General features: G+C 48.9%; 18 protein-coding genes and 1 pseudogene. 7 read left to right on the top strand and 12 right to left on the bottom strand.

The annotated features are described in order from the left end of the window. Nucleotides 1-100: 100 nt before the first annotated feature. Nucleotides 101-859, bottom strand: coding sequence for a trans-aconitate 2-methyltransferase (tam, locus tag OGY83_RS05055; protein WP_286635392.1), 759 nt, complete (start codon nucleotides 857-859; stop codon nucleotides 101-103). 110 nt (nucleotides 860-969) lie between these two features. Between tam and OGY83_RS05050 the strand changes: the two genes are divergently transcribed. Next, a complete protein-coding gene (locus tag OGY83_RS05050) occupies nucleotides 970-1,491 on the top strand; it encodes a GNAT family N-acetyltransferase (RefSeq protein ID WP_286635904.1) in 522 nt (173 codons plus the stop codon). Between the two features lie 9 nt (nucleotides 1,492-1,500). Here OGY83_RS05050 and OGY83_RS05045 read toward each other — a convergent pair whose 3' ends face one another. The 4 genes and pseudogenes from OGY83_RS05045 to OGY83_RS05030 all read right to left on the bottom strand — a co-directional run bounded on the left by OGY83_RS05045 (nucleotide 1,501) and on the right by OGY83_RS05030 (nucleotide 5,448). Then, on the bottom strand, nucleotides 1,501-2,337 hold the full coding sequence (locus OGY83_RS05045) for a DMT family transporter (RefSeq protein WP_286635391.1): 837 nt from the start codon (nucleotides 2,335-2,337) through the stop codon (nucleotides 1,501-1,503). Nucleotides 2,338-2,389: 52 nt separating this feature from the next. Next, nucleotides 2,390-2,785, bottom strand: a complete 396-nt coding sequence (locus tag OGY83_RS05040; RefSeq protein WP_286635390.1) for a hypothetical protein — start codon at nucleotides 2,783-2,785, stop codon at nucleotides 2,390-2,392. 287 nt (nucleotides 2,786-3,072) lie between these two features. After that, nucleotides 3,073-3,380 (bottom strand): annotated as a pseudogene (locus tag OGY83_RS05035) (GNAT family N-acetyltransferase); the annotation flags it as partial. Between the two features lie 85 nt (nucleotides 3,381-3,465). Next, nucleotides 3,466-5,448 (bottom strand): alkyl/aryl-sulfatase, encoded by a 1,983-nt coding sequence (locus OGY83_RS05030; protein ID WP_286635389.1) that lies wholly within the window; start codon nucleotides 5,446-5,448, stop codon nucleotides 3,466-3,468. 254 nt (nucleotides 5,449-5,702) lie between these two features. Here OGY83_RS05030 and OGY83_RS05025 point away from each other — a divergent pair, with 254 nt between their 5' ends. Further along, nucleotides 5,703-6,089: a KPN_03583 family lipoprotein gene (locus OGY83_RS05025; RefSeq protein WP_194210949.1), complete on the top strand. Its 387-nt coding sequence runs from the start codon at nucleotides 5,703-5,705 to the stop codon at nucleotides 6,087-6,089. A gap of 121 nt (nucleotides 6,090-6,210) precedes the next feature. Here the strand turns inward: OGY83_RS05025 and OGY83_RS05020 are convergent, their stop codons facing one another. Together OGY83_RS05020 and OGY83_RS05015 are read right to left on the bottom strand one after the other, a co-directional pair. Beyond that, nucleotides 6,211-6,840 carry a winged helix-turn-helix transcriptional regulator gene (locus OGY83_RS05020; protein ID WP_079937883.1) on the bottom strand — a complete coding sequence of 210 codons (630 nt, stop codon included), beginning with the start codon at nucleotides 6,838-6,840 and terminating at the stop codon, nucleotides 6,211-6,213. A gap of 239 nt (nucleotides 6,841-7,079) precedes the next feature. Next, on the bottom strand, nucleotides 7,080-8,267 hold the full coding sequence (locus OGY83_RS05015; RefSeq protein WP_123267185.1) for an OmpP1/FadL family transporter: 1,188 nt from the start codon (nucleotides 8,265-8,267) through the stop codon (nucleotides 7,080-7,082). A gap of 631 nt (nucleotides 8,268-8,898) precedes the next feature. On the opposite strand from OGY83_RS05015, the gene OGY83_RS05010 reads away from it, so the two are divergent. The 5 genes from OGY83_RS05010 to OGY83_RS04990 all read left to right on the top strand — a co-directional run bounded on the left by OGY83_RS05010 (nucleotide 8,899) and on the right by OGY83_RS04990 (nucleotide 19,112). Next, complete coding sequence (locus tag OGY83_RS05010) at nucleotides 8,899-14,232, top strand: peroxidase family protein (protein ID WP_286635387.1); 5,334 nt, start codon at nucleotides 8,899-8,901, stop codon at nucleotides 14,230-14,232. Nucleotides 14,233-14,242: 10 nt separating this feature from the next. Beyond that, nucleotides 14,243-15,982, top strand: coding sequence for a type I secretion system permease/ATPase (locus OGY83_RS05005; RefSeq protein WP_086504087.1), 1,740 nt, complete (start codon nucleotides 14,243-14,245; stop codon nucleotides 15,980-15,982). Nucleotides 15,983-15,984: 2 nt separating this feature from the next. After that, the gene (locus OGY83_RS05000; RefSeq protein WP_079937887.1) at nucleotides 15,985-17,310 is read left to right on the top strand and encodes an HlyD family type I secretion periplasmic adaptor subunit; all 1,326 of its coding nucleotides are present in this window, start codon (nucleotides 15,985-15,987) and stop codon (nucleotides 17,308-17,310) included. 134 nt (nucleotides 17,311-17,444) lie between these two features. Then, a complete protein-coding gene (locus OGY83_RS04995; protein ID WP_286635386.1) occupies nucleotides 17,445-17,732 on the top strand; it encodes a VF530 family protein in 288 nt (95 codons plus the stop codon). 12 nt (nucleotides 17,733-17,744) lie between these two features. Further along, nucleotides 17,745-19,112: a glycoside hydrolase family 10-like protein gene (locus tag OGY83_RS04990; RefSeq protein ID WP_286635385.1), complete on the top strand. Its 1,368-nt coding sequence runs from the start codon at nucleotides 17,745-17,747 to the stop codon at nucleotides 19,110-19,112. Here the strand turns inward: OGY83_RS04990 and OGY83_RS04985 are convergent. The 5 genes from OGY83_RS04985 to hdeB form a co-directional block, all read right to left on the bottom strand. Continuing rightward, nucleotides 19,109-19,627, bottom strand: coding sequence for a hypothetical protein (locus tag OGY83_RS04985; RefSeq protein WP_194210924.1), 519 nt, complete (start codon nucleotides 19,625-19,627; stop codon nucleotides 19,109-19,111). The two genes, OGY83_RS04990 and OGY83_RS04985, sit on opposite strands and share 4 nt — an antisense overlap. Before the next feature lie 54 nt (nucleotides 19,628-19,681). Then, the gene (locus OGY83_RS04980; protein ID WP_194210923.1) at nucleotides 19,682-20,953 is read right to left on the bottom strand and encodes a type II toxin-antitoxin system HipA family toxin; all 1,272 of its coding nucleotides are present in this window, start codon (nucleotides 20,951-20,953) and stop codon (nucleotides 19,682-19,684) included. After that, entirely contained in the window at nucleotides 20,946-21,260 is a 315-nt protein-coding gene (locus OGY83_RS04975; protein WP_123267191.1) for a helix-turn-helix domain-containing protein, read from the bottom strand. Before OGY83_RS04975 ends, OGY83_RS04980 begins: the two co-directional genes overlap by 8 nt. Nucleotides 21,261-21,439: 179 nt before the next feature. Beyond that, entirely contained in the window at nucleotides 21,440-23,383 is a 1,944-nt protein-coding gene (locus OGY83_RS04970; RefSeq protein WP_194210922.1) for a methyl-accepting chemotaxis protein, read from the bottom strand. 155 nt (nucleotides 23,384-23,538) lie between these two features. Beyond that, a complete protein-coding gene (hdeB, locus tag OGY83_RS04965) occupies nucleotides 23,539-23,868 on the bottom strand; it encodes an acid-activated periplasmic chaperone HdeB (protein ID WP_003019999.1) in 330 nt (109 codons plus the stop codon). Nucleotides 23,869-24,136 lie beyond the last annotated feature (268 nt).

The following is a 24,136-nucleotide window of genomic DNA, read 5'->3' as shown; positions in this document are numbered from 1 at the left end:
ACTAGCAGATGCCAGACATAGCCACTAGATCCTTATGATAAAAAGGCGAGGGCGCGCATACTCGATAGGCCAGTCCTGTGATCTATCTGATGATAAATGCTTAACTATTGCGTCTGGCAACAATAAACAATCGCGGAAATGCCAGCAAAATATTGCCGTTCTCCTGCAACGGATATTGTTCCTGGAGCAGTTCATGGTAGCGAGCCAGGTAATGACGCTGCTCGCTTTCGCTTAAATCCTGCAACCAGGGGCGCAGACCCGTTGAGCTTACCCAGTCGATAATTGCCTGATGCGAATCCATAATGTGATAATAAGTTGTACGCCAGATATCCACATCACAACCCGCTTCGGTCAAAATATCATAGTAGGCGTGGACGCCAGGAAGCGGAGCACGTCCCCGATCTGGGTAATCTTGTTCATAAGCCACTTCGCGCATCAGTACATGCGTGGGCTCCAGCCAGTTATCCGGCATTTGCACGGCCAGAACACCGTTGTGACCCAGTAGTGAGACCAAATGTGGGAATAATTCATAGTGATCGGGCACCCACTGTAACGACGCATTTGCATAAAGCAGATCCACAGGATGCTCGGGCTGAAACCGGCTAATATCCGCTTCGATAAAATGGCAGTCAGGTAATGCATTGCGTGCTTCATTCAGCATAGCAGGAGAGGAATCGACTCCTGTTGTTTTTGCCGTGGGCCAGCGCTGATGCAGCAATGCCGTACTGTTTCCCGGGCCACAACCAAGGTCAACCACTGAGCGGACATTTTCTAGCGCCACACGGCTGAGTAATTCCGCGGCGGGTCTAGAACGTTCAGTTTCATATTGCAGATAAAGCGAAGGGTTCCAGTCGGCCATGTATAAATCTCCAGTATGAGAGGAAAAGTCGGAAAAGGACGGTATAAGCCCTTGCCGATGAGCCACTTATTTTAGAAGATTATATGAAAATGAATGATAAGGGCAGGAATATGCTGGAAACATCAAGGTTGATATTACGACAGTGGGAAGCTAAAGACCGAGCCCCTTTCGCTGCACTCAATGCCGATTCTGACGTGATGCGTTTTTTCCCTGCACCGCTACAGACTGCTGAAAGCGATAACCTGGCCGATAGATTTAGTGAAGGTATTGCAGCTCGCGGCTGGGGATTTTGGGCCGTAGAGCTAAAAGAAACACACCAGTTTGTGGGCTGTGTGGGGTTGCATCCACAACCTGATAAATTTCATTTTTCACCCTGCACCGAAATAGGCTGGCGTCTTGCTAAAGCATACTGGCACCAGGGTCTGGCGGTAGAAGCCGCACAAGCAAGCCTGGCATTTGCCTTTGACGTACTGGCGCTAAATGAAGTGGTTTCATTTACTTCTGTGCTGAATAAACCGTCAGAGAATCTGATGATACGACTTGGTATGAATAAAACAGAAGAGTTTGTGCATCCCGCGTTGCCGTCAGATCATCGATTGGCACAACATGTTTTGTATCGCCTATGCCGATAATTTATCAGACTATTTTGGTCCTTTTCTCATATCAGAGAAAATAACTAAGCCTATTCCTGTCAAAATAATGACGCTTGCGAGAAGGATTCTGATGGTGAGCGTTTCGCCCAAAAATATGATCCCACCGAGAGTGGCCAGACAAGGTACGCTGAGTTGAATGGTACTGGCCGTTGTGGACCTGAGTAAGGGGAGCAATGAATACCAGAGCAGATATGCGCCTCCCGATGTAATTGCACCAGAAAGCACACCCAGAACTAATCCATATATATCAATATGAAGATGAGAGTGGAAGAACAGGGGAATAATCAAAGCGATCGGGATTGCCAGTATGAAATTCCCCCCGGTTGAGGCAGCAGCATCCGTGATTTTTTTCCCTGTGATACTGTAGAAAGCCCAGGCTAACCCAGCAATAACCATCATTATTGCGGCATAAAAGGAAGGGCGTTCTGCACCAGGAAGCAGCAATATTGCTATTCCAGCCAATGCCCCGAGTATTCCTGTTATTTGTAAAATTACGAGTTTTTCTCCCTGAGCTATTCCCCATACCGTCATGACGAGCTGAACAGTACCAAAGAGCAGCAGGGCACCAGCGCCGGTGCTGAGAGAAACATAGGCAATGGAGAATGCAAAAACATAGATGCAAAGGAGCAGGGTATTTAACCACTTGAACTTAAATTTTCTGCTGTCAGATGTTATCGCAATAAATATAAAGAGGGCAATTGCGCCACTTATCAACCGGAGGCTGCTGAATGAAATAGCATCAGCATGCATCCCCTTCAACGCGAGTCGGCAAAGTACGGAGTTGCCGGCAAATGCGACCATTGCGATGATGATTCTGATGAGCAAGATAGCGTCCTTTAGTCGATACGATAATTAGCGCAAGATGCAGGTGTTGTCTTCAAAAACAGGCGTGTTGATTAATATAGTTGCCGACATCAACGACTCTATTCGTGTTGGGATCGACATTAAGAACGACAAAACGCATTTGCGGGCAGAACAGCTCCGCGCTTTTCTTGCTGCATTCAGTTTGTAGCCATCGATGCTCACCATCGTCAGTGACAACCGTGTTCACGTTTCCGTATTCGCTGCACACAAAACCTTTTTCAGTTGCTCTTTTCCTTGCGGTCTCCAGACTCAGACCAATAACATTTAGCTCCTGGGTCTCTTTGGCATGTGAGCTGTCAGAAACACGGGTTAATGTGCAGCCAGATAGCATAGAGGTAAAGAATACTAAGAACGCGAAGCGTAGGATGATTTTGCTTTTTTTGTTTTGCATTGTCTGATAGGTGCTCAATTTTATTACCGCTTATCGAAAAGTAAGTGATGCACCATGAACAGTATATAACGAACTGAATAACCAGTTGTAGTCGAGGTCATCATTCAAAACTGAGAAATGGCGCTTGAAAGGGTTTTAAGGCGTCATTATTGAACTGTACAAGGATGACCATAAAACATCAGATTCAGCCTCCATCTACCTGAGTGCGCATAATGTATATTATGTTAAATACATTTTGATGCGTACTCAGTTAAGTTCCCATGTGGCCCACGTTCTGCCATTGTGGCCTCCTCTGCTCATTACAATCATGAAAGCCTAAGGAACAGAGTTCGCTCCTGCAGTTGAGATGTTTTGAATCCGTGGTGAAGATAAAAACGTTTAGCTTCGTCTGTGAGCGCATGCACCATAACGGCACGCACGCCAATATTTTCTGCCACTTTGTAACACCGCAGTACCGCATCGTGAAGCAGATCGGCCCCTAACCCTTTTCCACAAACAGAAAGATCTACGCCAATCTGGCAAGGATAATTACGGGGATTGGATCTGGCATGTTACGCCGAAGATTGCCTGTTGCTTCTGTGTGGTTGACACTACCAGTATAGCAACTGCTATACAGTCTTGTTCAAGTCAACACTCTGATAATCAACAATAAAAAACCCGCCAGTGCTGGCGGGTTATGGCATGGTGTGTCTCAATAATTAAGGCGTTACCATGTTAAACCAGAAATCAAAGCTATCTAAATATCCGAGGAACTCATCAAGCTTGGCTTGATTGCCGGAAATTTGTACATCCCCCTTCTCTTCTGCCTGTTCCAGCGATTCTTCCTTGAGAATGATTTTGTTCAACGTTGCACGGTTAAGCGTAATGGAGGCATCAGCATTGCTGGCCTGTGCATCAGCGCTATGGTTAAGAACCCCGTTTTCCAGTTCCAGTTTGTATTTACCGCCGTCAGCACCTAAATCGACGTTGAAGACTGCCTGCGCATTTGCCGCTTTTTCCCCGTTAATATGTACCGCGAGATAATCAAAGAACATCTCCGGCGACATAGCCTTAACGGTATCCGGGCTGGCGGTATTTGGCGTCGCGCCTTTTACCACACCGTTGCGTAATTCTTGTGCACCCGTCAGATAAAAATTACGCCATGGACCGGACTCAGCCTGGTAACCCATTTGCTCAAGGGCATCGGCTTCCAGATTACGGGCTTCTTTATTGCTCGGATCAGCAAAGACGATATTGTTAGTGACTTGCGCCACCCAACGGTAATTGCCCTGGGCATAATCCGTTTTCGCTTTTTGCATGATTGCATCAGCGCCGCCCATATAATCGACATATTTCTTCGCGGCATCAACGGGCGGTAATTCATTCAGTGTTGCCGGATTACCGTTGAACCAGCCGAGGTAAAAGACATACGTTGCTTTCACATCATGGCTGACAGAACCATAGTATCCACGGCTGGCCCATGATTTTTCCAGACCAGACGGCAGTTTGAAGTTAGCGGCGATTTCGTCACGAGTCAGCCCCTTGTTAGCCATGCGCAAAGTCTGATCGTTGATATAACGGTACATATCACGCTGGCTTTTCATTAACTTCACAACATTTTCATTACCCCAGGTCGGCCAGTGATGCTGAGCAATAATAATGTTTGCCTTTCCCCCCCAGCGGCCAATAACGTCATTGATATATTTTGACCATGCCAGCGGATCGCGGATCTTCGCGCCACGCAGTGAATAGGTGTTATGCAGCGTGTGGGTGACATCCTCTGCAGCTTCGATCATTCCCTTCTCTTCTACATACCACAGCATTTCAGAAGGAGCTTCCGATCCCGGTGCCATCATGAAGTCATAGGTTAGGCCGTCTATAACTTCTTTCTGCCCGGTGTGGGTAATATAGTTAGTGGGTTCAATCAGTGTGACCGTACCGGCGGAGGTTGTCGTACCCAGCCCCGCACCGACCTGGCCTTTTGCATCCGGTTTCAACAGATTGCCATACATGTAACTAGCTCGGCGACTCATGGCGTTACCTGCCATAATATTTTCAGATACAGCTTCCTTCATAAAACCAGCCGGTGCATATACCTTCACTTTACCGGATTTCACATCTGCTTCATCAATCACACCGCGGACGCCACCGTAGTGGTCAACATGGCTGTGCGTATAAATGACGGCAACAACCGGTCTTTTACCGCGATTTTTATAATAAAGGTCCATTCCAACTTTCGCGGTTTCTGCCGATACCAGCGGATCAATGACCGTAATACCCTCTTTCCCTTCCATAATTGTCATATTCGAAAGATCAAGATTTCGGATTTGATATACGCCATCGGTGACCTGGAACAAGCCGCCAATATTGATAAGTTGCGACTGACGCCACAGGCTAGGGTTAACCGTATCGGGGGCTTTTTCGCCCTCTTTTATAAAGGCATATTGTTGAGGGTCCCAAACAACATTTCCCTGCTTCCCTTTAATCAATTCACTGGGAAGCGGAGCAATAAAACCTTTATGTGCGTTCATAAAATCAGTTTTATCAGTAAATGGCAATTGACCATATAAGGCGTCATTCACACTTTTGGTCTGAGTAGTCGCATCTTTTGCCCCTTCCTGTGCCATTACAGGTAGTGAAATTAATGATGTTGAACACACACCTGCTACAGCCAGATAACTCATTAGTTTATTTAGTTTCATAAATCCTCATCTAATAATATATTCTCAAGAAGAAAGAAACCCTGCTTCTCTGATCGTTGATAATTTTCGCAAAACTGCATTTATCAGGTTGCCATGATTCAATGTTCATAGGCTAACATGACATTGTTAAACCAGATGATGAAATAACATTTAATTTTAAATTTTCTTTTGTTTTTATTTAAACAAAACATTAGTAGACACCTGACTGTTTAAAAAGATAATGATTGGCATTCATTTTCTTTAGACCACAAAATATGCGCACTCTCTATCTACTTCTCATCACTGGGATACTTGCTGGCTGTAATACTTCCCCCCCAGAGAATATTGTGAAAATCAATAAAATGGTAATCCCTGTTGTTCAGGCGCAACCCGAGTCAGAATCAACTCGTGACTCGGCATCCCTGTCCTTATATCAGGAAAATAAACAGCAAATTGAAAACGTCGTGAGTTCGTTAAAAAATGAGTATCTTCATGAAGTTAAACCAAGAGAGATGTTTGACGTTCATAGCCAGGCATACCAGGTTTATGCTTCTTTAACAAAGCTCGAACAAATGCAACAGATGAACAATTTTTATTATAAGGAGCATAATCAAGCAGGACTGTTAAGCATCAATCAGTCCGTGAACTCTCTTATCGAATAACAAAAAAACCTCCTCAGAGAATGATGAGGAGGATTTTCTTACGATTGATATATAACATGTCGCTACAATAGGGCATTAAAGTTATGTTGATAATCGATTTATAACTTGTTTGTGGGTTTATTTAAAATCGCTCAGGCATTTTATTGATGGAAGTAAGATACCCTCCGCGCTCAAAATCAATATAACCCCCTTTTTTTAACGCAGATACAACATTTAAAACACTGCTGCGCGATAAGTGGGTCCGATCCTGAATATAATCCAAAATAGAGACTCGCGTGCGCGTCTCTTCCGGCAACAAAATCATCTCTTCGAGGTGGTTACGAATCACTGAATAAGTACGCTGCTGTACAACTAAATCATCACGATAAAAGAGATAGCCCGTATGATATGAAAGCACAGCCGCCGCATCTTCCCACAGGTTTTGTTGGTGAAAGAGTTCTCGTGCTTTATCGGCATCGACGCGTAATAAGGTTGACTCAGCTTCAGCGCGCAATAAATGGCCGTGTACCGGTTGGATCATTTCGGCAATACCGAACAGATGGGGTTCATAGACGGTCACGATTAACAAACCATCAGAAGAACGTAAAATGGACAGTTCCCCTTGCAAAAAAAGGTAGAGTTGAGGCTTATTCTTGTATTTCCACATGATACGCCGCCGCGGCACAACTTTCAGCTTTTCTGCAATAGGTTCAAGTACTTGCATTAAACGTTGTATGCTTTGTTCTGGGCGTACCGGAGGTGAAATTTGCATAATCAAACCTGTATTATTTTGATTGAGACAGCAATATGCTTTTACCTATATTCCATGAAGGTAGTACAGATTCATATTAAAACCATAAATTGTGCAATAATAAAAGTGCAAATTTATTTTTATTTAAACCAGCGTGTGTGATAAGACCACCAGCAGACGATCACCAGACACTGTCGGATAGATAATCCGCCATGGTGACTATTAACAATGCGTGAAATATCAAATCGGGAATAGTGGCGCTAGAATTGATAGCTGTAGTTGACGCTGGCAAACCATAACCACGGGTTTTTATACTGGCCTGCAAAGATATCAGATTTAACGTTGGACGACTGCATGTGCAAATACTCAACGGCAACGCCAATATTGCTGGCTGGTGTAATCTGGTACTGTGCACCGGTGGCAAGTCGCCATTCATCGCCGGTCGGCATCGAAAGTGCTACATCACTTTGCGATTTGTACGGTGAACTGTCATAGGCAATACCGGCATTAATGCGCCACTGCTCATCGGGATGATATTGTACGCCCAGCGCGGTATGCCATGTATCTTTCAGACGATTATCACGATCGCTTTGCTGACCATTTATTGTAATCTGCGGGCTGCCAAACTGACTCCAGTCCTGCCAGCCTAGATCACCCATCACTGACCACTGCCTGTTGATATCGTGAACCAGACTAAACATTACCTGCTGCGGAGCACGGACTTGTGTGGAGATCGGCAGGTCATATCCAATATTGGGTAAATTAGGGAAACGCGCTGTCCCGTCAATATTAAAATGATAATCAGTCTTGCTGGTCCAGGTTACGCCCGCCCGTGTATTGTCAGTTAAGTCCATTAATAAGCCAAGGTGGTAATTCATCGCCCAATCATGATCGCTTTGTTTCTCATCGTGGCCGTCGACATCTCTGCTTAGCGACAGAAAACCATAGTTTAGCCCTGCAGCTGCGCCAACCGACACCTTATCACTTAGTTTCCATGCAACGCCGGGACTCAGCGTCATCGCAACCATGGTACTTTGTTTAATTAACCGATCCCCTGCCCAGTTGCCAAAGTCGATACCTAACCCATAGTTGCCGTACAAACCCAAACCGGCAGAAACGGTATCACTCAGCCGTTGCGTATAAAACATGCTGGCATTGGGGAAAAGTGTCATTACATTGCCAGGGCTTTGTCTTCCATCTGTCGTATTATTCAGCGTATAGGGAATATCTCCGCCCATCGCCTGTAATCCTCCGGTGACCATATGGTCAGGTAAACGAGTCATCCCCGCAGGGTTCGTTAACAGCGTAGAGGCATCCTGAGCACGAGCGGCCTGCCCTGCACCAGCCAGTGCGGTATCCTCCGTTCCGACTTCATAGAAGTAGAGCGCACTGGCGTGACCGACTGACGAAAAAATCATCCCGGAGAGAAAAATTATATTTTTTTTCATTGCATTACCTGTTTGGAGGGGCGTTCTTTACTAAACGTAGGGTCAGCTATCACACTGTATTGATTTATGCTAATAGCATAATCAGGCATCAGGAATGATGTCGTGTTAAATTTCATCCAATATTAAATTTTATAATTCAACACAATGACATCTTAAAAGTCGACTTAATGAGAATTCTTCTTAATAAGCGATTTGACATAAATTCTAATGTAAAGAAATGAAAATTTAATCTTTTCATAATAAAGTATGAGTGAAGTCGCCAACGGAAAAACCATAGTTATGATCATCACATAACTGTAATATGCGTTTTAAAAAGCAAAACCTTTACAGCCTTGAGGAGACCTTGTCTTCTCAAAACTTCGTGTCTCAAATATGCCTGTGATTTCAATGGGGCACGATGATTATTAACTGCTAAAACCTAATATATAAGTGAGGTGAATATCTTATTGTGCTAACTAAATCTCAGGAGAATAACTCTAATCAGGTCATGGATACTTCATTTCTAAAATATGGAATTTTAATCATGCAATAACAATCAGGTATCTGATACGACTCATTCTTCTGTCAGTTTCTGTAAGCAGAAGAAAAGAGTGATGATAGCTAATACAGGTAAAGATAGGGGTAATGACTTATGGCCTCACAATATGACTTTACTGTCACTCTACACGATCTTGCTTTTATTCTTAAGCAGATCAAAATATCCGAAGCGGCAACTAACCCGGATGGTAGCGTTAATGCTGAATTGCTTAGAGAATTAGTCTCCAGTCCGCTATTGCCCTATGGACTTCGTACGGTAGATGGTTCATGGAATAACCTTCTACCGGGCCAGGAGTTATACGGATCTGCTGACCAGTCAATGCCGAGATTGACCGCATTAAACTGGCAAGATGCAGACCAAATGACCAGTTATATCCAAATTGGTGGCACCGTTATTGATGCCGACCCACGTATTATTAGTAACTTAATTTCTGATCAAACGGCGTCTAACCCGGCCGCACTGGAGGTATTTAACGCGTTAAAAGATGCCCCCGGCGGGGGGACTATTACAGGAGACGGAGAAACGTTATCCATTCCTAACCAGTCTCCCGATATCGGTCTCTCCCCTGCTTTTAACGGCTGGATGACCTTCTTTGGCCAGTTTTTTGACCACGGTCTGGATTTGATTCCTAAAGGAGGCAACGGTATCGTTTTCATTCCGCTACAGCCCGATGACCCTTTATATGTGGAAGGGTCATCGACAAACTTTATGCTATTAACCCGGGCAACGGTGGATGAAAATCGAGAGACAGTAAACCTGACAACCCCCTTCATCGACCAAAACCAAACCTACACCTCCCATCCTTCACATCAGATTTTCATCCGCGAATACGTCATTATTGATGGGAAACCTGAGCCTACAGGGAATTTATTAGGCGGTGCGAACGGTGGACTGGCGACCTGGGCCGACGTTAAAAACCAGGCTGAAACCCTGCTGGGTATTAAACTCACCGATCAGGACGTATTTAATGTTCCCCTGCTGGCAACGGATCGCTACGGTAATTTGATTTTAAGTGAAAACGGAAAGGTACAGATTGTGACCACCGGAGGGCTGGTTGAAGCCAACGGCGGTCTGTTACCCCCGGAGACGTTCCGTACCGGTCATGCGTTTTTGGATGACATCGCTCATACCGCCGCGCCAAAAGCAGGTCTGCTGGCAGATGATGACAGCGCCATCGGCAGCGAAGGACCGCAACCGGCAGGAACCTATGATAACGAACTGCTCGATCGTCACTTTATTACCGGTGACGGACGTGGGAACGAAAATATAGGTTTAACCGCGGTGCACGCCGTTTTTCACAGCGAACATAACCGCCTGGTTGAACAGTATAAAACCACTCTGCTGGAAACCGGCGATATCGACCTCATTAATCAGTGGTTGATGCCCAACCATCAAATCACGGAATTACCTGCCGATACCAATACTCTGGTATGGAACGGCGAGTACCTATTCCAGGCAGGCCGCTTCTCCACGGAAATGCAATATCAGCACCTCGTATTCGAGGAGTTTGCCCGTACCGTACAACCTGCCGTCGATCCGTTTGTCTTCTCCAACACGGCGGATATTAACCCGCTGATCTTTGCAGAGTTTGCGCATGTTGTTTACCGTTTTGGGCATTCAATGCTGACAGAAACCGTGGCGCGTACCGACATTGATATGCAAAGCGGTGATATTGACCTGATTTCAGCATTCCTGAATCCGGTAGCATTTAATCAAATCAACGGGGCCACCGTCACGGACGATCAGGCTATTGGCGCAATTGTGCGTGGTATGACGCGTCAGGTGGGTAACGAAATTGATGAATTTATTACCGATGCTCTGCGTAATAATCTCATCGGCCTGCCCCTCGATTTAGGTGCGCTTAATATAGCCCGTGGCCGTGACACCGCAATGCCGACGCTGAACCAGGCTCGCGAGCAGTTTTTTGCATTAAGCGGTGATAGTCAACTGAAGCCTTATACCAGTTGGGCTGACTTCACTACCTACCTGAAAAACCCCGCTTCAATCATTAACTTTATGGCCGCCTATGGTCAGCACGAACTGATCCTCAACGCCACCAGCCTCGAAGGTAAGCGTGCAGCGGTTAACTTCCTGTTGTTTGGCGACGCCAGCAATGCCCCACCTGCGGATGCGATGGATTTCTTTAACAGTACCGGAGCGTGGGCAACCAAAGAGACCGGCCTGAATATGGTCGATTTCTGGATTGGCGGGCTGGCAGAGCGCAAAAATGAATTTGGCGGCATGCTCGGTTCAACCTTCAACTTCGTCTTTGAAACGCAAATGGAAATGCTTCAGGACGGCGATCGTTTCTACTATCTGAGCCGCGTTCAGGGGCTGAACTTACTCAATGAGCTGGAGGCCAACTCGTTTTCCGCGCTGGTAATGCGTAACAGCGATCTTGGTGATGAAGGCTCCTCCCACCTGCCCGCTAACCTGTTCCAGACACCGGACCATATTTTTGAAGTGAACCGCGTGCTGCAAACGGAAATTGACCCGAAATGGGGTAATCCGCTGAAGGATCTGCTCTCGCCGTTGTTGGTGCGTCGCGACCCAGGTGCGGATGTTGACGGCGATAGTTTTGCCGATGGTGGGTATCTGAAATATACCGGCGATGGGCATGTGGTGCTTGGAGGGACGGCAGGCAACGATACGTTAATCGGCGGTAAAGGGATCGACAGTCTGTGGGGTGATGGCGGAGATGACCGACTTGACGGCGGCGACGAAGCAGATGTGGTACATGGCGGTGACGGTGACGACATTATTACCGATACCGGTACGCCAGTTGGTGATGCGGACTTCCTGCACGGTGATGCCGGACATGACGTTATCTTCTCCGGTAACGGAAACGATCTGGTCTTTGGTGGCAGCGGTAGCGACTTCGTGGTGGTCGGCGAAGATGCGCAGGAGGTCTTCTCGGGTCAGGATAACGACTTTGCGCTTGGCGGCTCGGGTGGTGATTTCCTGATGGGCAACGAAGGTGATGACTGGCTGGAAGGCGGCGACGGGTTTGACACGCTAGCGGGTGACAACTCCGAGTTGTTCTTCAACAGTACTATTATCGGTCACGATGTCCTCAACGGTCAGGGTAACGACACCGACTACGATGGCGAAGCCGGTGACGACATCATGGTTCAGGGCGCGGGGATCCAGCGCAATAATGGCATGGCCGGTTTCGACTGGGCTATCCATAAAGGCGACCCAAATGGCGCTAACTCTGACCTTGGGATCCCTATTTTCGTCAACCAGCAGGAGTTTATTCTACGCGACCGTTTTGATCTTGTTGAAGGGCTGTCGGGCTGGAAATACGACGATATCCTGACCGGGACAGAACAGCCGATAGGTACTGCGCCTGTTCAGGGCGTTCCCCTCTCTAACAACCTGACCCAGGAAGGTGCGGACCGGATCAACGGTTTACAGGCTATTCTCGGCGTAGAGCGTTCTACAAATCCGGACGCGGTGCTACTAAACCCTGATGATGGTAGCGATATTTTACTCGGCGGTGGTGGTAGCGACCGTATTATGGGTAAAGCCGGTAACGATATCATTGATGGTGATGCATGGCTCAACGTTCGTATTGCCGTTACTGGTATGGCGGGACTCACCAGCGCCGAAGGTATGGCCGAACTGAAATCGTACATGCTTGCCGGCACGCTGAAACCGAATCAGTTGTCGATTGTGCGAGAAATCCTGCATGAAGGTAACGGCACGGAAACTGACGTCGCGGTGTACCGTGATGTTAGCAGCAACTATGTCTTTACCCGTATGGCGGACGGTAGCCTGCGCGTCGATCACGCTACGCCGGATGCCGCGCTGAACCTGAATGATGGCATTGACCGTCTGTTGAACATCGAAAAACTGGAGTTTGGTGATGGGAAGCAGCTGTGGGTGACGGCGCAGCAAGCGACGGGCGATCTTACCATCAGCAATCCTAACCCTTCGGTGGGCGACCTGCTGCGCGTCAACGCGGCGAACTTGCTGGATGGTAACGGGCTGGCGGCGGATGTGGCCATCACCATGACCTGGCAAGCATTCGTCAACGGCCAATGGCGAGATCAGGCAACAGGCCTTGAATTCAGAGTGCCTGCCGCTATTCAGGGTGCACCGTTACGTGTAGTAGCCAGTTTTAATGACCGCATGGGCGACGCTGAAACCCTGGTGTCGGCACAAACTCAGGCGATCCTACCGCGAAATCAGGCCACGACCGGTGTGCCGGTAATTAACGACCTCACCCCAACTGAAAGCCTGACGCTGACCGCGGTGGTTTCAGGCATTGCTGACGCTGATGGTCTGAGCGGCGGTAATTTCACTTATCAATGGAGAATGAGTTCGCCAACCGGATTCGTCAATATTAACGGCGCGACATCCGCTACGTATACGCCGGGCCAGGCTATGGTCGGCAGAACATTGCAGGTGGTCGTTACTGTCGTCGACGATGAAGGCAACGCCCCTGTTGTCCTGACGTCGACCACCACCCAGCCCGTGGGCGATCTGATTGTTGGTACCAACGGGGCTAACACCCTCGTCGGTACTGCCTGGAGCGATATCCTGCGCGGTGAAGGGGGTAATGACACTTTACTCGGCGGTGCAGGTGACGATCTGCTCATCGGCGGTGCAGGAAACGACAACCTCTCTGGTCAGGCGGGGCAAGATATTCTGCAAGGTGATGCCGGTAACGACACGCTTGATGGCGGACTTGGTGCCGACAGTATGACCGGCGGCGCGGGCGATGATACCTACATCGTTGATGATTTCGGTGATGTAGTTATCGAAGGTGTGAATGGCGGCACGGACATTGTCCGAACCAACCTTAGCAGTTACGACCTCACCAATAACGTGGAAGAGCTGGTATTTACCGGTAGCGGCAGCTTTATCGGTACCGGTAATGCCATTGCGAATACCATTACGGGCGGTTCTGGAAACGACTATCTGTTTGGTATGGGCGGTAACGACCAGTTGTTTGGTGGTATCGGGAATGACTTCCTCGATGGCGGAGATGGTGCTGATAACCTGCAAGGTGGAGTTGGCAACGACGTCATGATTGGCGGTGCGGGTGCGGATACCCTCTCCGGCGGTAGCGGGGACGATATTCTCAATGGTCAGGAAGGTAACGACATTCTGGACGGTGGTACCGGGAGCGATATCTTCGCCTTTGGTGCCAACTTTGGGCAGGACCGAATCACCGGTTTTGACAGTAACCCCAACGGCGGGCAGGACTTCCTTGATCTCGTCTTGTTAGGTATCAACGCGGGTAACTTTGCCAGCAGCGTGTCTATTACCGGAAACAATGGCAACACCATTGTGACTATCGGCACAGACACCATCACATTAGTGGGCGTCAATTCGACCACCGTGAATATTGGTGACTTTTATCTGGAAATGCCCACCACCCTTGCCAGCAACAATGGCAATAGTTCATTGATCGTATAAGGAGAAGACTATGTCGCGCCAGCATACGCCAACAGAACTGAATGATGCATTAAAGGGAACGAAACCCACTTTTCTGATGCTGTTGTTTTTTAGTTGTGTGATTAATATGCTTATGCTGGCGCCGGCAATTTATATGCTACAGGTTTACGACCGTGTGCTGGTTAGTAAAAATACCACCACGCTGTTAATGTTAACCTTATTAATTGTCGGCTTGTACATCGTTATTGCCATGATTGAATCTGCCCGCGCGCAGGTTATGGTCAGGCTTGGCAACAGGCTGGATATAAAGCTAAGTCAGTTGGTCTTTAACGCAGCCTTTAAAAGAAAGATGGTTACCGGTGATAACAACCCGGCGCAATCTTTAGCCGAACTGGATCAGATCCGTCAGTTTCTTTCCGGGAATAGTCTGTTCGCCTTACTGGATATTCCCTGGACGCCGATATATCTGTTCATCGCCTTTTTGGTCCATCCCCTGCTGGGATACCTTTCTCTCGGCGGAATAACATTATTATTTATTCTGACGCTGGTATCCGAAATCTCTACCAAACGCCCGATTCAGCAAGCGCACGCCTTAACCATTAACAATGCCAGTAAACTGAATAAACAGTTGCAAAACGCCGATGCCATTGAGGCGATGGGAATGCTCTCGACCCTGAAGTCCAACTGGCAGGAGCAGCATAACAAAGTGCTGGCGCTACAAACGCAGATTGCCGACAAAACGGCCGGGTTAAGCAGTCTCAGCCGCTTTGTGCGGGTGTTGCTACAGTCGATTGCGCTGGGGGCCGGAGCGTTACTGGTGATTGGCGGCCATATTACTCCGGGCTTGATGATTGCCGCCTCGATCATTCTTGGTCGCGTCCTCAACCCGGTAGAACAAGTTATTGGCAGTTGGAAGCAGTTCGTGCAATTTCGTAGCGCCTGGCATCAGCTCTCAACCTTGCTGAAGGAGTATCCGGCGCCGAAAGAGGTACTGACCCTACCGCGTCCGAATGGCAACATCAGCGTCGAAAGCGTCTTCGCTGCAGCCCCCGGCCAGCCTTCCCCGCTACTGCGTAATATCTCATTCCAGCTGGAGCAAGGTGAAGTGCTGGGGATTATCGGCCCCTCAGCCTCAGGGAAAACCTCGCTGGCAAAGGTTCTGGTTGGCGTCTGGAAACCGTTATCAGGGAAAGTCAGATTAGACGGCGCAGATATTTGTCAGTGGGATAAAGCGCTGCTGGGCCCGTCTATTGGCTATCTGCCGCAGGATGTGGAACTGTTTGACGGTACCATCGCGCAAAACATTGCCCGCTTCGCGCAGAATGACAGTGAGCTTATCGTCGCCGCCGCATTACTGGCAGGCGTTCATGAGATGATCCTGCGATTGCCACAAGGTTATGACACGCTGTTGGGCGCAGGTGGATACCAGCTCTCCGGCGGGCAGCGGCAGCGCATCGGTCTGGCGCGCGCCGTGTATAACAACCCTGCGTTTATCGTGCTTGATGAACCGAATGCCAATCTTGATGATGCGGGCGAATTTGCACTCGTTAAAGCCATCAACACCCTGCGTACACAGGGACAAACTACCGTCATTATCTCACATCGCCCGACGCTGCTCGGCGTGGTCAATAAGGTTTTGCTGCTTAACGATGGCGCTATACAGGAGTTTGGTACCCGCGATCAAGTTTTTGCCCATTTGCGTCAGGCCAACGTACTGAAGCCGGTGGCTACGCCTTCTCCATCCACTACTGAACAGCAACGCGAGGCATGAAGATGAAAAAGAAATCTGAGAACGCGGCCTCTGCTGGCGTAGATACCAATATCTGGTCGCCGATTATCCGGGGCGTGATTGTCATTGTGCTTGGTGTCGGTAGTTTTATCCTCTGGGCAGTGCAAGCTCCATTAGATGCGGGCGTGGTCGCCGATGGTACGGTAACCGTATCGAGTAACCGCAAAACCATTCAGCATCTGAGCGGCGGTCGGGTAACGGATATCTTTATCAAAGAAGGCGAATTGGTGAAGAAAAATCAGGTCCTCGTCCGGTTGGATAAAATGCAGCTTGAAATGCGTTTCAGCGCGTTAAATGCCCAATATATCTCTGCAAAAAGTATCGAAGATCGCCTGTTAGCAGAACGCGATGGCCTCGATGCGATCGTCTTTAATACTACGCTAACGCAGCAATTGTCTGGCAATAAAAGGCTGGCAGAAGTCAGAAATTTGCAGGCCAAACTTTTCGATACCCGTCGCAAAACGGTTCAGGATGAACTGTCGATGATTCAGGAAACGCTCGATGGTCTGGTAGGTCAGACGGATAATCTCAATAAAATAAAAGGCTATCGCGACCACCAGTTCTCTCTGATTAACCGGGAGTTAGGGGCTATTCGTGCGCTGAGTGAAAAAAACTATTATCCCAAAGCGCAATTACTGGTGCTGGAGCGCGAGGCGGCGGAAATATCTGGCAGCGTTTCAGAAGATATTCTTAACATTGCCAAACTGAAATCGCAGCAAAACGAATTAAAAATTAAAGCCTACCAGGTGCGTCATCAATATTTACGTGAAGTTGAGTCTGAACTGACGGAAAACCAAAAAGAAGTGGCAATGCTGGAGGATGAACTGGTGTCCACCCGTCACGAGCTGGATAACACCGAGATCCGCTCACCGATTAACGGTATCGTGCTGGATGTTAAAGTCAGTACCGTGGGCGGCGTCATTCAACCCGGCGAGCATCTTATGGATATCGTTGCCGCCGGACAACCGATGCAAATCGATGCCAAAATACCCGTGCATGCCATTGATAAACTGGTCCCCGGTTTAACCGTTGATGTGCTATTCCCTGCCCTTAACCACGCGCTGTTACCGTCGGTTCCGGCCCGGGTTCTGACTATCTCTGCGGACCGTTTAATTGATGAAGCCACTCAGCAGCCTTACTACCTTGCGGAAGTACAGGTTTCAGCAGAGGGCGCGCGTTTGTTGGGCGATTACAAAATTAAAGCGGGAATGCCCGCCAGCGTGACGATCAAGACCGGTGAACGAACCCTGATGAGTTACCTGTTTAAACCGTTGATTGCCCGTCTGGAACTGGCTTTTAAAGAGTATTGATCCATCCATTGCCGGTATGGCGTACGGCTTGTCGCGCCATACCGCTTTCTGCCGTTGCTGGCAGCTTTGCTTTCTTGTAACCTTCTTCCCGTCTCACTACTGACAAAATCTGGAACCACTGAACTGGACTTCATATGAATGCTCATAATTCTAAAGACCCTTTACATGGCGTGACGCTAGAAATGCAGGTCAATGCCCTGGTTGAACGTTATGGTTGGGCCGAGCTGGCGCAACGCATTAATATCAACTGCTTTAAAAATGAACCGAGCGTTAAATCCAGTCTGAAGTTTCTGCGCCGTACGCCGTGGGCGCGGGCAGAAGTCGAAGCGCTGTACCTTGATTCGCTGCATGACCAGTCCTCAAACAACACCACCGAACCGGCCTTCGACCCCTGGGCTAACAGCCGTAATAAGAAGAAATAAGAGCAAAATCAGATGGCAGCATCCGGTTTCTTTTCAGGAAATTATCAGAAAAAACTGGCGAAGATTCTCGCCCGTTCTCGTGCCAGACTACCGCTGACCAACATGAAATGGTTTGCTGTGCTCGTGGGCAGTATGTTGTTACTTGGCAGCTGTTCTTCACAACCGCCCGGCTCCAAAACCACTCCGCTACCTCCGGTGAGCAAACCCCAGCAGAGCAAGGAGCCAGTGCGCGGGATCTGGCTGGCGACAGTTTCACGTCTTGACTGGCCGCCGATCTCATCCGTGAACATCAGTTCGCCTGCCGTGCGCATCAGCCAGCAGCAAAAAGCGCTGACGGATAAGCTGGACAACCTGAAACGGCTGGGTATTAACACCGTTTTTTTCCAGGTTAAGCCCGATGGGACCGCATTGTGGAAGTCAAAGATTCTACCGTGGTCAGATACCCTGACCGGCACGATTGGCCAGGATCCGGGTTACGATCCGCTGCAGTTTATGCTCGATGAAGCGCATAAGCGCGGAATGAAAGTTCATGCCTGGCTTAACCCCTATCGCGTGTCCGTAAACACCAAACCTTCGACGGTCACTGAATTAAACAGCACGTTGTCACAAACACCGTCCAGCGTATACGTCCTGCATCGGGACTGGATCCGCACCGCGGGCGAGCGTTTTGTGTTAGACCCCGGAATTCCCGACGTGCGTGACTGGATAACCAGCGTCGTGGCGGAAGTGGTTGAGAACTACCCGGTTGACGGCGTGCAGTTTGATGATTACTTCTATACCGAATCTCCCGGCTCTGCGCTCAACGACAGCCAGACCTTCAGAAGATACGGCCAGGGATTCGCTTCCAAAGCGGACTGGCGTCGCGATAACACGCAACGGCTGATTGCCCAGGTATCGCGGACCATCAAGAAACTCAAGCCTGAGGTTGAATTTGGTGTCAGCCCTGCGGGTGTGTGGCGCAACCGTTCGCACGATCCGGCTGGCTCCGACACGCGCGGCGCAGCAGCGTATGATGAGTCGTATGCCGATACCCGCCGTTGGGTGCAACAAGGCTTGCTGGATTACATCGCGCCGCAACTCTACTGGCCTTTTGCCCGCGACGCAGCGCGCTACGATGTGCTGGCAAAATGGTGGGCAGATGTCGTGAAATCAACCAACACTCGCCTCTACATTGGTGTAGCGCTGTATAAAGTCGGTGAACCATCGAGAAAAGAGCCAGACTGGACGGTCAAAGGCGGTGTACCGGAGCTGAAAAAGCAGCTCGATCTAAACGAATCCGAACCGTACATCAACGGCACGATCCTGTTTCGCGAAGATTACCTTAATCAACCGCAAACGCAGGAAGCCGTGACCTATATTCGCAATCGTTGGGGACGTTAATGGTTGTCCTGAGCGGGAAGCCTGAGCCAGACGCTCACGTAACGGGTAAATTTCCCCACAAAAACGCCGGCGAATATGCCGCCTGCAATGATAGCCAGAGCGCTCATTGCGGGTTGATGTAAAACGTCGGGGGCAATGGCGTTAAGTACGCCAAGTACGTACTTAACGCCGAATGCCAGCAGCATAAATGGCAATGCAGAATAATCTGCCGGACGCTGAATACTCCGCGGTGCGCTACTGCGACTCAAACGACTGGGGTTAATCAACATGTAGCCAATTATTGCGCCGCTGATAATACCTATCGCCCACTGGATATACGTAATGAGGGTCGGGTCGCGATAAGTGATTAAATCGTAGATATCCCAGAAAAGAAAAATAGCGGGGATCAGCGCCAGCTTTTCCAGCGTAACCGTGGCGGGCGTTCTGGCTTTAATCCCTCGGTACAGTAGAAAGATAAACAGCAGATACACCCAAACCGGTGTGTGTTGCAGCATATTCAAGACAAATTCAGCCATAACGTTGCCCCACTCAGATTTAATTCTTCGCTAAGTGTAGCGGCTGTATCTGCGTTACCGGGACATTAACCGGCGGACATTATCATCAATTTGTTTCTGAATCGTCTTCAGCGTGGATTGCGTTATCTGATCGGGGTATTTGTCCCTGGCGATAGCGCTCAATGCCGTGGCAAAGTGACAGATTTTTTCGATTATGCCGTTCACATGGTCAGCAGATAACTCAGCTTCCTGAACGCCAAGCGACTGAAGATGCTTTCTTTCGATATCCAGCGCCTCTCCCAGCACGTCCATTTGGTGATACCCACCAGGCCCTTCGCACCAGGTGACATCGTAAGCCGGAGCCAGAGTCCAGTTTCCATCGGCTGACATTAAATAGGCAAAATTCTTCGGATGATCGTCGCGGTTGTTAAAAGCCACGTTGAAAACCACGCGCTCAAACGCTTTTGCCTTTTCTCTGACATCATTGGTACAAATCTGCGTGGCGCGCAGAAAATCCCGGTAGTCTAAAGCACCGGGGATCTGGTAATTTGCCCCGGTAAGTGCTGCCAGACTCTGCATAGGAATTCGTGTCGACTGGTCACGGTCGAAACGGCGAGTGGCAAATGCCGCCTGTCCGCCGGGCAGATTGAAATACGCCGTATCGGGCGTGGTGATCCCACATTGGCGCAAGCATTCAGCATAAACCGCTTCGATGGCACATACCTCAGCATGCTCATGCCTGGCGGGAAATTTAATCAGCCAGCTTTCGCTCCCGGATAGCGGCATCGTGGTGAATTTAGACGTGACAGTGTCACGATAAAGTAGCGCCTTAGGCCTTGCTCCTTGTGGCGAACCGCCCATCTGGAGCAGTTTTTGCAAAAATTCCCCGCCTTCGCCGCTCAGGACTTCCTGAACCTCAGCGGCCAGTTGTTCGAGAGGAACATCCTCTTTTGACAGCATCTCGACATCTGACTGAACGGGCTGGAATGTCATGGCGCCCATCGCGTTGTTGCCGACCCAGGTTAAACGCTCTAATGGACCTATGCGTGCTGCGTTGAGTCCGCGGCGTTTAAATAATCGGTCCATCAACAACATGCCCCAGCCGTCAGGTAGTGAATCATAGACCGGTCCGGGTAATCCCAACTGATGAGCCGGGAAATCCCTGCGCAAACGGGGACCGTTCAGCGGTAACATCAGTCGGGACAGTTCCAGGCCCTTACGTAAGGCATCTTCACTGTATTCAAAGGCGATCAACGGACGTCCGGTCAGGGCTGTGGAAGACACCAGTTTTCCCCACAGCCATTTTTCACCCCAACCTTCATAGAAGACATCAACTTGTTCAGGCATCAGAATTTTTCCTTTTGATCCGCTGGCGCGTTGCGCTCTTTTCGTAACGCAAAATGTCATCCAGACTATCAATCCTGGGTTTGAATAACCCCTCCAGTGCATCGCCATAGCCTAACACCATTGCGACTTTGACCAGATTCTCAAATCCTACATTCTTACCTGTTTCCAGATTTGAAACGGTATTCACACCGACACCTGAACGCGCTGCAACATCAGCCTGCGTCATTTGCCGCGCGAGTCGTTCTTTACGTAATCTGTCGCAAAGCAGTTTGACGATATCAGCTGCAGTATTTAGCGTTAAATCCATAATATTGGCTCTTATTGGGATAAAAACGACTTTACACACAATATTATAGAGTTAAGTGAAGTGAAGTTCAAAATCTTATAAGACACAATAAAAGGGAGTTAAACCGGAAAATCTTACTTAAGGGCCATTATACTGGAATTATCCGGGCACAAGGTCTGCACCCGGATATGATGTCGTTATCAGGCAACGGAAGGTTCAGGTAGTCTGAATGACGAAACCAGCATTGCCAGCTGTTCCGCCTCCTCTTTCAGCGCCTGCGTCCGTGCTGCGGCATCATCAATTAATGAGGCGTTTTGCTGAACGGTGCTGTCCATTTCGGTAACGGCGAGCGTAACTTCGGAAACGCCCTTACGTTGTTCTTCACCCGCAACGCGTATTTCCCCCATCAACTGGCGCACCTGACGCACATTGCTGACCAGTTCTCCCAGACGTTCGCCGGCAGTGTGGATTTGCTGACTTCCGCTACCTACATGAGAAACGGATTCATCAATCAACGCTTTAATTTCCTGGGCAGCAGTGGCACTGCGCTGAGCCAGCGTGCGCACTTCGGAGGCCACGACGGCAAACCCTCTGCCAGCATCACCTGCTCTGGCGGCTTCAACCGCGGCATTCAGGGCGAGAATATTGGTCTGGAACGCAATGCTGTCGATGACCGCGACAATTTCCACCATTCTGCCAGATGAGGCGCTGACGTTATCCATCGTAGAGATCACGCCCTGCATCACATCGCCGCAGCGGTTGGCCGTTTGCGCGGTGCTATCGGATAGCTCATCCGCCAGTTGTGTATTACTGGCGTTTTGATGAACGGTCGCATTTAACTGCTCCATAGCCGCCGAACTCTCTTCCAGCGCAGCGGCCTGCTGCGTTACGCGAGATGAAAGCTCCATATTACTGTCAGCAAGGCTAACAGCGTTATTCGCCACCACTGTGCTACTGCTTCTGACGGTGATCAGGATGGCCGAGATTTTATCGACGAACAGGTTAAACGCCTCGGCGATAGCCGAAATCTCGTCTTTGCCACGAACATCCAGCCGACGGGTAAGATCGCCTTCTCCCTGCGCGATGTCATCAAGTGCCTGACGAGTATCATCAAGACGTGAAATCAGTCGACGAACCACCAGCCATGATCCCACCAGCAACAGCGTCATGATAGGGATCAATACTTCCAGAACGTCCTGCATCATCACTTTGGCAAGGCCGACAATACGTGATTCTGGTGTCGCAAGCCCTACGACCCAGCCGGTATCTGGCATCGGGAACAGCATTACCTGTGACGCTGTATTCAGGACGTTGTCGTTTGCCAGCGTGATAGTCTTCACCCCATCTGTCGGGCGTAAAGATTTCAGACCGTCTTGCACCGGGATAAGCCATTGCGCGCTTTGCGCCAAATCGTTAATGGTTTTATGTTTGGCCAGGTCGGCCTGCGGGAAATAGAGAATTTGTCCCTGCTTGTCTACCACAAACGCGTAACCGCCGGTGCTGTTTCCCTGCTGCTGCATGAAAGTGGCGACGTTATCCAGACGGATATCGGTGGTAGCGACACCGGCAAACTTGCCCGCCTGTTGATAAGGCACGCTGCATGTCACCATGTTGACGCCAGAACTGGCATCCTGGTAAACATCAGACCATAGGCAGTTGTTTTGTGATTGCCCTTTGGCGTGCTGATACCAGCTTTCATTGTGGTATCCACTTGATCCTTCGACGTTATAGTCGTTGGAATATACCAGCTTTCCTTCAGCATTCCGCGCCCAGAAAAAGCTTCTTTTCTCCACACCTGCGGTGAAGGCGTCTGGTTCTGGCCAGATGCCCCCGCCGGTAATAATCGAGTCTTTACCTTCACCAATAAGATGCGGAACGACGCTTTGGTACAAAGATTCATCGTTAGGCAACACTTCAGCCAGTCGCGACAGACTGACGGTCTCACCTTCAATTCGGGACAATACGGTACTCAACTGACGGGTTAAACCTTGCCCTGTTTCTTCGATCAGGGCGGTGTTGATTTCAACGACACGCGGCTGACCGCGCCAGAGCATAATTACAACGATAACAAGGGTCGTTACTGCAAGCAGCAGAATGCCGCCGATGGTTAAACGCGTTGAAATACGAGTAGGATACCAGGCCATACAAACTCCTTCTGCAAAAGGCTAACTTTTATCCAGTATCGGCACAGGCGTTTATATCTTTATAAAGTTTTCTTAAGTATTGCAAAACAAATAAGTGACAGCGTCACAAATAACAAAACCCAGCACTTTGGCTGGGTTTTAATAACAACTTAATCTTATTTGGATAATTCTTTTTTGATTTCGTCTTTTATTTTGCTTAATTCGCTCTGCGGATGTTTCTTACAGAGTTCAACGGTCAGAGGAACTGCGGTCGTAACGGTTTCGTTATAGTCTACGTAATCGCCACCTTTGAAGTCTTCGTCTTCATTGAGCACCCAGAAGGCCACCGGAGCCATAGTTTGTGGGTTCAAATCAATAAACTCCTGGCAGTTCATGCCTTTCGGAGTCACTTCAGTTTTAGCGTTATCTGTTGCTGCATTGACGCTGACACTGGTTAACAGCGCTGCGACCAGAATACCTGCTGTAGAAAGGGAGAATTTATTCATTGTAGTACTCCATGTATAATATTAATAATATCTACACTTGCGCTTAACACCGTTAATGTAGCTCGTGAAAAATAATACCCTTACCGTTATAAGAATAAAGATTGCGGTTATTGATATGGCTGAAATTTATATTTCCCATTACTGATTCTTATGTCTGAGGGATAAATGTTGTCCACAATGTGATCGTTACGACGAAATCAGCAGATTCATACCCCGCTTCCCCTGCCGTTGCACCAAAACTGAACTACGCTGCACAAATGTTGATCAT

Source organism: Citrobacter sp. Cpo090, assembly GCF_030332665.1.
GTDB lineage: Bacteria > Pseudomonadota > Gammaproteobacteria > Enterobacterales > Enterobacteriaceae > Citrobacter > Citrobacter portucalensis.
The sequence above is the reverse complement of the archived record's forward strand: the minus strand, read 5'-3'. Positions and strand labels throughout refer to the sequence as shown.